Annotated in this window: 12 protein-coding genes; 2 read left to right on the forward strand and 10 right to left on the reverse strand. The window is 61.2% G+C overall.

The annotated features are described in order from the left end of the window. Positions 1 to 25: 25 nt before the first annotated feature. From CLV45_RS16665 to CLV45_RS16685, 5 genes are all read right to left on the reverse strand, one after another. Positions 26 to 667, reverse strand: a complete 642-nt coding sequence (locus CLV45_RS16665) for an O-methyltransferase (RefSeq protein WP_100337586.1) — start codon at positions 665 to 667, stop codon at positions 26 to 28. Positions 668 to 693: 26 nt separating this feature from the next. Beyond that, positions 694 to 1449: a DUF4184 family protein gene (locus CLV45_RS16670; RefSeq protein ID WP_100337587.1), complete on the reverse strand. Its 756-nt coding sequence runs from the start codon at positions 1447 to 1449 to the stop codon at positions 694 to 696. 68 nt (positions 1450 to 1517) lie between these two features. Further along, positions 1518 to 1967 carry a YDG/SRA domain-containing protein gene (locus CLV45_RS16675; RefSeq protein WP_100337588.1) on the reverse strand — a complete coding sequence of 150 codons (450 nt, stop codon included), beginning with the start codon at positions 1965 to 1967 and terminating at the stop codon, positions 1518 to 1520. A gap of 265 nt (positions 1968 to 2232) precedes the next feature. Then, positions 2233 to 3465, reverse strand: coding sequence for a M16 family metallopeptidase (locus CLV45_RS16680; protein ID WP_100337589.1), 1233 nt, complete (start codon positions 3463 to 3465; stop codon positions 2233 to 2235). A gap of 367 nt (positions 3466 to 3832) precedes the next feature. Then, positions 3833 to 4864 (reverse strand): glycosyltransferase family 9 protein, encoded by a 1032-nt coding sequence (locus CLV45_RS16685; RefSeq protein WP_100337590.1) that lies wholly within the window; start codon positions 4862 to 4864, stop codon positions 3833 to 3835. A 153-nt stretch (positions 4865 to 5017) separates the two neighbouring features. Between CLV45_RS16685 and CLV45_RS16690 the strand changes: the two genes are divergently transcribed. Beyond that, on the forward strand, positions 5018 to 6316 hold the full coding sequence (locus CLV45_RS16690; RefSeq protein ID WP_100337591.1) for an aminopeptidase P N-terminal domain-containing protein: 1299 nt from the start codon (positions 5018 to 5020) through the stop codon (positions 6314 to 6316). A gap of 296 nt (positions 6317 to 6612) precedes the next feature. Then, on the forward strand, positions 6613 to 8067 hold the full coding sequence (locus tag CLV45_RS16695; RefSeq protein ID WP_100337686.1) for an OmpA family protein: 1455 nt from the start codon (positions 6613 to 6615) through the stop codon (positions 8065 to 8067). 69 nt (positions 8068 to 8136) lie between these two features. Here CLV45_RS16695 and CLV45_RS16700 read toward each other — a convergent pair whose 3' ends face one another. The 5 genes from CLV45_RS16700 to CLV45_RS16720 all read right to left on the reverse strand — a co-directional run bounded on the left by CLV45_RS16700 (position 8137) and on the right by CLV45_RS16720 (position 12211). Then, positions 8137 to 8628 carry an alpha/beta hydrolase gene (locus CLV45_RS16700; protein WP_157807590.1) on the reverse strand — a complete coding sequence of 164 codons (492 nt, stop codon included), beginning with the start codon at positions 8626 to 8628 and terminating at the stop codon, positions 8137 to 8139. Positions 8629 to 8925: 297 nt separating this feature from the next. Then, the gene (locus CLV45_RS16705; RefSeq protein ID WP_100337593.1) at positions 8926 to 9486 is read right to left on the reverse strand and encodes a DUF4252 domain-containing protein; all 561 of its coding nucleotides are present in this window, start codon (positions 9484 to 9486) and stop codon (positions 8926 to 8928) included. Positions 9487 to 9552: 66 nt separating this feature from the next. Next, positions 9553 to 11079 (reverse strand): hypothetical protein, encoded by a 1527-nt coding sequence (locus CLV45_RS16710; RefSeq protein WP_157807591.1) that lies wholly within the window; start codon positions 11077 to 11079, stop codon positions 9553 to 9555. 207 nt (positions 11080 to 11286) lie between these two features. After that, complete coding sequence (locus CLV45_RS16715) at positions 11287 to 11694, reverse strand: EVE domain-containing protein (protein ID WP_100337595.1); 408 nt, start codon at positions 11692 to 11694, stop codon at positions 11287 to 11289. Positions 11695 to 11794: 100 nt separating this feature from the next. Further along, entirely contained in the window at positions 11795 to 12211 is a 417-nt protein-coding gene (locus tag CLV45_RS16720) for a hypothetical protein (RefSeq protein WP_157807592.1), read from the reverse strand. Positions 12212 to 12275 lie beyond the last annotated feature (64 nt).

Here is a 12275-nt window from a genome sequence, read left to right on the forward strand (position 1 = left end):
AAATGTTTAACCCAGCCCCGGAAAATTATCGTTTGCGCACCAGCAGCAGGCCGTCGCGCAGGGGCAGAAACACGTTTTCCACCCGCTCATCCTGCTGCACGAAGTCGTTGAAAGCCCGCACGGCGTGGGCGTCCTTGTCGGCCGGCTTCAGCGGGTAGGAGGGCAGGGCCTTGCCGCTCCACAGCACATTGTCAATTAAGATAAAGCCGCCGGGCCGCACCTGGGGCAGCACCAGCTCGTAATAGCGGGCGTTGTTGATTTTATCGGCGTCGATAAACACCAAATCCCAGGTTTGCGGCAGCGTAGCCAGCACGGCAGCCGCGTCGCCGATGTGCAGGTGAATTCGGTCGGTAAGGCCGGCCTCAGCCACGTAGCGCCGGATGCGGGCTTCCAGTTCGGGGTTTTGCTCCACGGTGTGCAGCTCACCGTCGGGCAGCAGGCCCTCGGCCAGGCACAGGGCCGAGTAGCCCGTAAACGTGCCCAGCTCCAGCACCCGCCGGGGCCGCACCATGTGGCTGAGCATGCTCAGGACCCGGCCCTGCAAGTGCCCCGAGAGCATGCGCGGGGCCAGCACCTGCACGTGGGTTTCGCGGTTGAGGCGGCGCAGTAGCTCGGGTTCGGGCGAGGAATGGTTTTCGGCGTAGGCTTGCAGTTCGTCGGGGTGCACGGGGACAGGGAAGGTAAATTCAACAATCAGGAAGTGGGGACCGGGGCCAGGCGGCGGCGCAACACGCCGGCCGCTACTAGCAGGCCCACCAGGCCGGCGCTCATGCCCGTCACCAGCACCGAGTTGGCATCAAAGGGCCAGATTTGGGCCGAGTAAATCATAAACGGCCCCCAAAGCAGCAGCAGCACGGCCCCGGTGGCCAGCCAAAACGTGAACCGGGTGCGGGTGGGCGGCAGCGGGGGCGTGGGCCGTTTGGGCAGCTGCAGCACGTACCACAGGATGCTGCCCAGCCCGATAAAGGTGCTGACGTACTGCAGAAACTGGTACAGCGGCCAGCTAGGCCCAAAACCCGGCAGCGTGTGGCGCAGCCAGGCCCAGTGCAGCACCACCAGGCCGTCGTCGTGGGTAAACCAGTCCCAGACAATGTGGGACAGGCAGCCCAGCAGCGCGCCCAGCAGCACCGGTCCGGATATTAGTCGCCGCGCTGGCCAGCGCCCAGCCGTGAGCGGCAGCAGACGGGAGCGGAGCACCGTGGGCAGGCACTGCACCAGCGGCACCTTCACCAAGTTGTGAAATAGCCCAGCGAAAAGCAGCACCAGGGGCAAATCGAGCCAAAAAATACCGGCCCAGGTGTGCCCGTAGATGCCGTCGGGCCGCAGCCGCAGGAAGTATTCGAAGTCGGGAGCCATGGCGCCCAGTACCAGGGCCGTGGCCGAGAGCCGGCGCTGCCCGGCACGGAGCACGGGTAAAATAAGGGCCGGATGGGCGGGCGTAAACGGCATGCCGCTAGCGGTTCAGAATAGAGAGAAAAGCAAACCAAAGGGCAAATAACGGCAACACCCGGCCGGCGCTACGCCTCTGCCAGCGCCGGGCGCAATGTAAAGAGCCAAATATAGTAGCCCGAGCGGCCCCGCACGTACTGGGCGGCCGTTACCTGGTAGAGTCCCTCGTACCGATATACCAACGTTTCATCCCCAGCGGGCACTTTCTGCAGTACTCGCACCGGCCGCCGGGTTGCCAGACTGGTATGAAAAGCCCGGTTGCGGGCCGTCAGCTCCTGGTCGGCCGTCTGGTGGCCGGTTTTAGGGTCCCGGCCGCCGTGGCCGGCGTAGAGAATCTGGTCTTCCCCAAACACGTCATCCTCGTACTGCCCAGCCAGCACTATGGAATCGACGCCCTCGGCCGGCGTGCCGCTCACGCCGGCCCGCAGCGGCCGGTGCACGCCCGCGGCGCTCAAGACTAAACGGGAGGCAAACGTGTCGCCGGGCCGGTAAGTACCTACGTGACCAAAGATGCGCAAAGGGAGAGATGGTGAATTAGTGAAATGGTGAGTTTGATGTTCTGCTGGTGCATGTGGTGCGTGCTGGTGTCCTTGCGAGGCGCAGCCGTAGCAATCCGTCCTCCGAAACAGGCAGAGCCTTCTAATGTGAAAAGCCCTAACGTCTAGTTAGGCGTTAGGGCTTTCTGATGAAAGAGCGGTTGTCACCAGCAGAGGATGGATTGCTACGGCTGCGCCTCGCAAGGACACAACGTCAACTCACCATTTCACAAGTTCACCACCTCACCTATTCCGGCAGGTACTGCAGCATGCTTAAGTTGTCTTCGCGCAGCACATCGTTGGCCAGGTCGCGGAGCTGCTCGGCGGTAATTTGGCGGATTTGGGCGAAGACCTCGTTGATGGATTCCACCCGGTCCAAATCCAGGGTACTCTTGCCCAGCAGCTGCATCATGCCGCTGTTGCTTTCCTCCGACATGGCCAGCTGGCCCATCAGTTGCTCCTTTACTACGTGCAGCTGGTTGGTGGTCAGGGTCTTTTCGCGCAGCAGCTTGAGCTCCTTGTTGACCAGCGAAATGGTACGGGCCACCTGCTTTTTCTCGGTGCCGAAGTAAATGCCGAACAAGCCCGTGTCGGTGTAGGGGCTGTAAGTCGAGTCGATGGTGTAGACCAGGCCGTACTTTTCGCGCACGGCCAGGTTGAGGCGGGAGTTCATGCCCGGGCCGCCGAGCAGGTTATTCAGCATGAAAAACGGAATCCGGCGGGCGTCGCCAATGGCGTAAGCCGGCCCCCCGATGATGCAGTGCGCCTGGTTGATGGGCTTGCGCTCCACTTGCTCTACCTGCTGAAAGGCGGTGAACGGCGTGCGGGGCCGGGCCCCGAGCTTGGCCGAAATCGGGGCCAGGTACTTATCGGCCAGGCGCTTTACTTCCTTGAAGGGCAGGTTGCTCACCGAGCTGAACGCCAGCCGGTCGGTGCGCACGTTGTCGGCCAGAAACCGGTAGAAATCCTGCTGCTGAAAGCTCGACACACTCTCGCGGGTGCCCAGGATATTGTGGCCCAGGGAATGGTTGGGGAAAATCACGTCGTCGAAGTCGTCCACAATGGCGTCTTCGGGGGCGTCCTGGTACATGCTCATTTCCTCCAGAATCACGCCGCGCTCCTTCTCGATTTCCTTTTCGGGAAACACCGAGTTGAAGGTCAGGTCGGTCAGCAGCTCGAAGGCCCGCTCGAAGTGGGTGCTGAGCAGGGAAGCGTAAAAGCAGATTTTCTCCTTAGTAGTATAAGCGTTCAGCTCCCCACCCACGGTTTCGAGGCGGTTCAGGATATGAAAGCTCTTGCGCTTTTCGGTGCCCTTGAAAGCCATGTGCTCCCAGAAGTGGGCCAGCCCGAGCTGGTGCAGCTTCTCGTCGCGGGAGCCAATGTCCAGTAGGAAGCCGCAGTGCGCAATCTTGGTGTGCAGTACTTGTTTATGAAGAACCCGAATGCCGTTGGGCAACTCGTAGAGGTCGTAATCAGACATTGAATAGGGTCTTGAAGACAGGAGCCGGCGGACTGAAAAAGCAGACCAGCCGGAAAAGATACTAACCAGCAAGCCCCGCCGCTGGTTTCATCCCCACAAAGGTAACGCTGTTAAGGTGCGAGTTAATGGCTAATGATTAATGTGCTGATCTGCTAATGCAAAACTCGTGTGCTTGCGAGGCGTAGCCGTGGCCATCCGTCTTCTGCTACTGACCAACGCTCTTTCACCAGAAAGCCCTTTCCTATCACTTGTAGGAAAGGGCTTCTCACGTTAGAAAACTCGGCACATTTCAGCGGACGGATTGCTTCGCAAGCTCGCAAGCACACGAGTTTTGCATTAGCACATCAGCGCATTAATCATTAGCACATTAATATTCTTCGGCTTCGGCCAGGGCGCTGAGCAGCTGGCTGGTTTCGATGCCGTGGGCGCAGTGGAAATGGTTCAGGGGGCATTTGCGGTAGCCGTGCAGGCCGCAGGGCTTGCAGGCCAGCTCCTCGGGCAACTCCACCACTCTCGAAAACGGGCTCAGCGGGCCAAACCCGAAAAACGGTACCGTGGAGCAGTAAATGGCGCAGGTGGGCGCGCCCTGGGCCGAGCACAGGTGCATGGGCGCCGAGTCGTTGACGTAGTTCAGCACCGCCCCGCGCATCAGCGCCGCCGAGGCCAGCAAGGACAGCTTGCCGGCCAGATTAACTACCCCAGGCCGGCCGCTGGCTTCCAGCAGGGCCTCACATTCGGCCACGTCGGGCGGGCCGCCAATGAGAAACACGGTGTACTTGAGTGGCAAAGCCCGCAGCAGCTTCAGCCACTGCTCCCGCGGGAATTGCTTGGTAAACCACACCGAAGTCGGGGCGATGCACAGGTAGGGCCCGCCCTGGGCCAGCTCGGCGGCCTGGGCCGCGGCGGCTTCGTCGGCAGTGGTAGGGTAGAGGCGGGGCGGGGTCAGGGGCCCGTCATAGGCCGGGTCGAGCAGGTGCAGGTTGCGCGACACCTCGTGCACGCCCGCCCCGATGACGTGCGGGATGGCCCGGGTGAAGCGGAAGGAAAACGGGTTCTTGTCGAAGCCCACCCGTTCGGGGGCGCCCGAAAACGCCGTCAGGAAACCCGTGGAGGCAAAGCGCTGCAACGTAATGACGCGCTGGTAGTCGGCCCCGCGAATCTGCTGCAGCAGCTGCCACAGCCCGCGGTACTTGTCCTGTTTCTTGTCCCAGATCAGCACCTGGCGCACGTGGGGGTGGTTTTTGACCAAGCCCTCGTTGCCCTTGCGCACCAGGAAGTCCACGGGCGTGCCGGGCTCGGTCAGGTGCAGGTGCTCCAGCAAGGCCGTGGCCAGAATAACGTCGCCGATGAAGGCGGTTTGGATGAGCAGGACGGCGCGGCGGGCAACTGGATTGGGCATAGATAAGTAGCAATCTGCAAAGATACCCGGCCCGGGCCCCGGTGCAAACTCGCAGGCCCGGGCCCCGGCTTGCGGGCCCGTGTGTGGTCAATCTATTTAACTTGCAGCCGGCCCGCCCGCGGTGGGTCTTTGTTCGCACTCTAACCTCATCCCATGCGTTACGGCCCCATCGATCCGCAGCTTTTTATTCAGAATCGGCGCAACTTCGTTCAGCAGCTGCCCCCGGCGTCGCTGGCTATTTTCCACTCCAACGACGTGATGCCGACCAATGCCGACGGCACCATGGCCTTCCGTCAGAACAACGACCTGTTCTACCTCTCCGGCGTGGACCAGGAGGAAAGCATCCTGGTGATTTTTCCCGACGCCAAGCTGCCCCAATACCGCGAAATCCTGTTTCTGAAGGAAACCAGTGACCATATCCTGGTCTGGGAAGGCTATAAGCTGACCAAGGACGACGCCCGCGCCCAGTCCGGAGTGCGCACCATCATGTGGCTCGACTCGTTCGAAACGGTGCTGCCGGCTTTGATGAACGAGGCCGAAAACGTGTACCTCAACTCCAACGAGCACATCCGAGCCGTGGTAGAGGTCGAAACCCGCGACGCCCGCCTGGGCAAAAAGCTGCGCGAAGCCTACCCGCTGCACCAGTACCGCCGCGTGGCGCCCATCATGCACCAGCTGCGCGCCATCAAGAGCGAGGAGGAAATTCGCCTGATGCGCGAGGCCGCCAACATCACCGAAAAAGCCTTCCGCCGCTTGCTGGGCTTCGTACAGCCCGGGGTGTGGGAGTACGAGATTGAAGCCGAAATCCTGCACGAGTTTGTGCGCAACCGCAGCCGCGGCCCAGCCTACGGCAGCATCATTGCCTCGGGTGCCAACGCCTGCATTCTGCACTACGTGAGCAACGACCTGCAGTGCCAGGACGGCGACGTGCTGCTGCTGGACTTCGGCGCCGAGTTCGGCAACTACGCCGCCGACTTGTCGCGCTCCATCCCCGTCAATGGCACCTTTACCCCGCGGCAGCGCGCCGTGTACGAAGCCGTGCTTCGGGTGATGAAACACGCCACTTCCCGCCTGGTGGCCGGCAACAACATCGAGGACTACCACGCCGAAGTGGGCCGCGTGATGGAGCAGGAGCTGATTAAGCTCGATTTGCTCAACGAAAGCGACGTTAAGAGCCAGGACCCGGCCGCCCCGCTGTATAAGAAGTACTTCATGCACGGCACCAGCCATTACCTGGGCCTCGACGTGCACGACGTGGGCGCCAAGTACCGCACTTTCGAAGCGGGCATGGTCTATACCTGCGAGCCGGGCATCTACATCCGGGAGGAAGGGCTGGGCATCCGCCTCGAAAACGACATTCTCATTACTGCTTCCGGCAACGAGGACCTGATGAAGAATATTCCGCTCGAAGCCGACGATATCGAGCGGCTGATGCGCGAAGCCCGGCGCTAGATTTGGTAGCAGCCAACTGATCGGCCCCGACAAGAGCCGCCCGTAGCCTGGGCGGCTCTTTTGTTTTACGGCTTCCTTGAAAAATTAAAATATAGAATTTTTTTACAAAAAATATGTGGGCCCGAGAGTCCTTGAAAAGCAGGGAGAAAGGAGCTGAACAAGTCAATTTTTGCCAAAAACCACCCGGGTAAGACAACCTTCTCGCATTCGAAAAGTATAGTTCGGTACCTATGTTTGCGGCACCGGGCCAGTTTGCGCCCCGCAAACTGGCGTTTTTGTCACCCAAACCCGTTCTCATGAAACGTTCTCTAACCTCTTCACTCGCCCTGGGACTGACGCTGCTGGCGGCGGCCCCGGATGGGCACGCGCAGACGGCCGACCGCAAGACGGCCCTTAGCCTCTACGGCAGCGCGTATCAGTACAAGGGCAGCCTCGGCTCCGACTTCTGGAACTGGAGCAACAACCACTACGGCCCCGGCATCAGCATCAACCGCTACCTCACCCCCGGCCTCGACCTGGGTTTGCAGGGGGCTTACACTGAGCTGAAAGGCACCAAGGATGCCAGCACGTTCTTCAACACCAACGTGGTGAACGTGAACCTGGCCCTGAAACTGAAGCTCAACAACGGTTGGGCTCTGAAGGAAGACGCCGTAATTCAGCCCTACCTGCTGCTGGCCCCGGGCATTGCCTACACCAGCCGCGAAGGCTCGGTGCGCGGCGCCCGCATTGACGAAGACAAAACGTATTTCGACGCCTTTGGCGCGGCTGGTATCAACTTCCGCCTCAGCGACGCGGTGGGTTTGTTTGTGCAAACCGGCCAGCACATTCCGCTAAACGCCAACCTGGATGGGGAGCCGATTCGGGACGACGACAAAATTGATGACCGCTACCTGCAGCACACTGTGGGCCTGACCATTGCCTTTGGCAAAGCCAAGGACACGGACGGGGACGGCGTGAGCGACAAAAAAGATAAGTGCCCCGACACGCCCACCGGCGTGGCCGTGGACGAGAAAGGCTGCCCCCTCGACGGCGACGGTGACGGGGTACCGGACTACCAGGATAAGTGCCCCACCGAAAAAGGTGTAGCAGCGTTGGAAGGCTGCCCCGACCGTGACAACGACGGGGTGCGCGACAGCGAAGATGCCTGCCCCGACACCCCCGGCAAGCCCCAGCTGCGCGGCTGCCCCGACGCCGATAATGACGGCGTCCGGGACCAGGACGATAAGTGCCCCGACACGCCCGCCGGTACCCAGGTAGACGCCAACGGCTGCCCGCTGGTACTCGACCAAGACAACGACGGTGTACTCGACAACGTGGATAAGTGCCCCAACACGCCCGCCGGTACCCGCGTGGACGCCACTGGCTGCCCCTTGGTAGTAGACCCCGCCATCCGGAAGCTGGAAGTGCCCATCCGCTTCAAAACCAACAGCACGGTAATTGAGCGCAGCTCGTACCCCACGCTGAATAAGATGATTGAGGCGCTGAAAACCCACCCCGAGTACGGTATCCGCATCATCGGGCACGCCGACAGCCGCGGCACCGATGAGTACAACCAGGGCCTGTCGGAGCGCCGCGCCGAATCGGTGAAGCGCTACTTCACCGGTAAGCAGGTGGAAGGCAGCCGCGTCGTGACCGAAGGTCGTGGCGAGGGTGAGCCCGCCGCTCCGAACACCTCGAAGGCCGGCATGTCGCAGAACCGCCGCGTCGAGTTCAAGTTCGAATTCTTTACCCTGCCGCAGCCCAGCATGTAATTGACGGTTTGCTGCCGAATAAAAAAGGGCCTCACCAACTTGGTGAGGCCCTTTTTTTGTGATGCTGGGCTAGGGCTTCCTGGAAGCGCGTTGCAGCTCGGCTATCTTCTGCCGGGCCTCCGACAAGTCCTCAATCCGGGAGGTGGCCGTGTAATACTGCCGGGCTTTGGGCTTGGTGGCCAGCGTATTAATTACGGTCAGGCCGCCCAGGGAGTGGCCCATCAGCAGCCGGTAAGGCACCGTCGGATACTTCGCGTCGATGTAGGGCAGCGGTTCAGCTTCCAGAAACTCCAGGAATTTTTCGCCTCCGCCGGATGAGTTCAGCGTGCGGTCTTCGGCCCCGTCCCAGCGTTTGGTGGAGTGCGTGGGCGTCAGGCCGCGGGTGGGGTAGGGGTGAGGAATGTCCACAACTATCATTTCCGGGCAAACCCCAAGGCTGGTCACGGTGCTGAGTTGCTGCACGAGGGCCGTGACGTAGGGAAAATGCCAGTCGCCGTCGAGCAGGTGGAGTACCGGGTAGCACTTGGGAGCATAACCGGGCTCAGTTGCGGCAGGTGGCACGTACACTCACAGTCCTCGCCGTTCTCCCAGCACCTTTGACGATAAACTGTCGATGTGGCCTATTTCGATTTTGTTGTTCTGGGCCCAGGCTGCACCCGGGACGAGCGGGAGCAACAGCCCCAGTAGTCTTGCTTTCCAACGCATAGATATTGCCAGGTAAGAATCAGGCAGATAAAGTACACGATTTCGTACCCGGGGCCAACTTGTGGGGCTCATGCGGCTCAGCTCTGAATGTATAGCCACAAAAAAGGCCGCCCGGATGTCGGACGGCCTTTTCTGGCGTAGAACGTAGCATGGTTACTTAGCCAGTTCCCCGCTGACGTTGGGCAGGAACTTGACCAGCTTATTGACCTGGCTTTGGGTGAAGTCGCCGGAAATGGCGACCAGCATAAACGATTCGGGCGCGCCCTGCACGTTGCCGGTAGCCACCACTTCCTTCACTTTGTCGCCCTGCTGCCGGGCCGAGTAGCGCATGACGGTGGTGCCGGCCTCGGCCGTGACGGGCAGGGGGGTGTACCGCTCGTTGGCCAGCAGGCCGTCTACTTCCTTGGTCAGGCCCTCGGCCACCAGCTCCCGGGCGCTGCCCGAGGTGGGCGAAAAGGTGAGCACCTTCACGCTGCGCACCGCCGATATGGCCTGGGTCAGCTCATTGTCGCCGCCCAGGTTGCCCAGCTTCAGTAGCAGCAGGCGCGTCGTCAGGCCCGCCGACCAGTCGGTGGCTTTGAAGCCGGAGCGGTTTTCGTACTTGTTGAAGAATTCGGCCACGGTGCGGGCGGGAGTGCCCGGGCCACTGGTGCGGCAGCTGCTGGCGGCCAGCAGGGCCACGAGCACCCACAAGGTCAGGAGTCGGTTTTTCATAGCGTAAAAAAAGGCAAAAAGAACAAAGTGCCTTTTCCATACGCAGGCCCGGCCCGGTCGTTGGCTTTACTCGAAATCTATGGTGTTGACGAAAAACACGTCCCGACCGTTCCAGTTGGGGGCCCGCACGTGCTGGTAGCCAAAGGCCAGGAAACGGCCGCCGTACCAGGCCTGCACATCGGAACTGGCGGTGTTGGTGATTTTTTCCTTGGTATCGGCGGCCAGGGTGGTCTGGACTGGCACTTCCCAGTCGTTGGGCGAAGGTGCGGTGCGGTCAATGATTTTGTAGCGAATGTGGTGGTCGTCGATGTAAGTCAGGGCGTAGCGGCCGTCGGGCAGGGGCCGGATGCGCACGGTTTCCTCCAGGTTGTAGTGCTCCACGTCCTTCAAAACGAAAGTATTGTCCCACAGGAGGTTGCCGTGTTGGTCGAAGCCGCAGACAATGGCGTGGGTGGTGTGGTAGCCGTCGAAGTTGCGGGCCGTGCCCACGAAGCCGAAGCCGTAATTATTGTAGCGGTAGTGCGGGAAGTAGATTTCGGCCACCAGCACGTAACCCTCGGGGCTGGGCAGCAAATCGTGCATGAGCAGCCGGTAATGCAGGCGAAACTCCCGGTCGGCGGCCAACCGCCGGGCCCCGCGCTGCCGCAGCCGGGCCTGGCGGTTGGGGCTCATAAAGTCGAAAAAGTGCTTCAGGTTCAGAAAGTCGTAGAAGCGCAACGACGGCCGGGCCCCGCTGGCCGTCAGGGGCTGGGTGAGGTCGGTGGCAAATAAGCCCTGGGAGTAGCGAATATCGCGCAGGGTGTAGGTGCCGGCCATTAGCCGGTGGGTGGAGTCGCCGGGGCTGAGCTGGGCCGTGAGCAGGCTCCGGTTGCTTTCGGCCTGCACAAACTCGCTGTGCAGCAGCTTGCCCTGGGGCGAAATCTGCTTGACCTGCAGCCGCGACTTGACGCCGTTGTTCTGGCTGACCACAAACTTAACCTGCTTGGCCACCGAGTCGGCCAGGAAGGTGAGCTGGCTTTCCAGGGGCTCGTACACGGCCGGCAAAAACTGAAAGTCGCCCGAGGCCAGCTTGAGCAGCAGTACGGTCAGGTGCTGCTCGATTTGCACGGTCACGAACAAGTTGCCGTCCAGGGCCTTCATGCTGTAGACCGAGTGCGTGAGCTTGGTGTCGTAGGTAGTGGTGCGCATGTCGCCGGTGCGGCTGTTCAGGGCCGCAATCCAGAGCTTGTTGCTCAGATAATCATCCTGAAACAAGGCGTACACCATGCTGCCTTCGTTGCAGGTTTCGGCCAGGCTGAACCGCTCGGGTACTTCCAGCGGCTTTTCCCAGCGGCTGTGCAGGTCCTTGTCTAGTTTCTGAAATGTAAACGTGCTGGGGCCGGTAATCTTGGCCTCGCGCTCTACCAGCAGCACCACGCTGCTATCCTCGGGAATGGCCAGCACCTGCACGTCGCTCGACGACGACTGCAGGGGCAGCTCTAGGCGGGCCGTTTGCCGTGGGACCTGCGTGGCCGGCACCGTTTGGGCTTGGCTCCGGCCCGGCAGCAGGCCCCCGAACACCAGCAGTAAGAGACGAAGTACGGGTTGTTTCATAGCGGAAGGGGAGGCTACCTGCCCGTGACGGCAGCAGCATACGGAAGATACGAGGAAGCCCACAGATAGTCACGCCCTGTGCGTAAACAGATGCACTATTCGCCGCTTTTCCATACAACACCGCCCACCCAATTTTCTGTTCACGGCCACAAAAAAGCCCGGCTGCCCCGAAAGGCGCCAGGCTTAGCCAGTTAGAAGCTGCAAAAGCTAGCTGCCGAGCTCCAGCAGCACGTCGAATTCCTCGGCCCGCAGCGGCATCACGCTCAGGCGCGACTGGCGCAGCAGCCCAATCTGGGTCAGGCGGCTGTCCTGCTTGATTTGGGCCAAGGTCACGGGGCGGGCCAGGGCCTGCTGGGGGCGCAGCTCCACGGCTACCCAGCCGCTGCCGGCCTCGGCGGTGGCATCGGGGGCGGCCCCGGCCCCGACCTCGGCAATGCCCACCACGGCCTTCTCGGTCATGCTGTGGTAGAACAGCACCAGGTCGCCGGGCTGCATCTGCTGCAGGTAGTTGCGGGCCTGGAAGTTGCGCACCCCGGTCCAGTCGGTGCGGCCGTCCTGGGTGAAGGTAAGCCAGGAATAAGCGCTGGGTTCTGATTTAACGAGCCAGTAATTCATGAAAGCAAACAGAAAAGCAAATGGAAAAGCCCGGCAAAAGAAGACTGAAAAAACTTCAGTTCAGCTCTTGCTGGGCTTTTTCTGCGAAGCTGCTGCGGGCTTATTCCACCTGACGAAGCTTGAGCACCTCGTTTTCCAGGGAAATTATCTGCAGGCCGTAGCCGGTGCTCTGGCCGCTGGGCGTGACGCGGACCAGCTGGTTGCCTTCCATCAGCCAGCGGCCGGGATACACGGCAATACCATCGTCGGGGGAGGGGCCGCGCCCGATAAAGACCCCGTCGGCGTCCAGCTGGAAGCCGTAGCGGGGCCGGGAAACGGGCAGGTTGGCGGTTTCGGGTCGAAACACTTTAATGTCGCTGCCGGGCTGCTCTTCCTCCCACGATTCGAGCCAGCTCCGGCCCTGGATGTGGGCTTCAAACGTGGCCTGGCTTACGAGGGGAGTTGTGGCGTCAGCTTCTTTTTCGCAGCTGCCGAGCAGCATCGGGACGGAGAGTAAAAACAGTAAACGGCGCAGCATAGCGGAAAAATAGTCGGAGAATATAGAGCAGATGAGATAAAGCCGGCTAAGGTTGCACGCGGCC

The organism is Hymenobacter chitinivorans DSM 11115, assembly GCF_002797555.1.
GTDB lineage: Bacteria > Bacteroidota > Bacteroidia > Cytophagales > Hymenobacteraceae > Hymenobacter > Hymenobacter chitinivorans.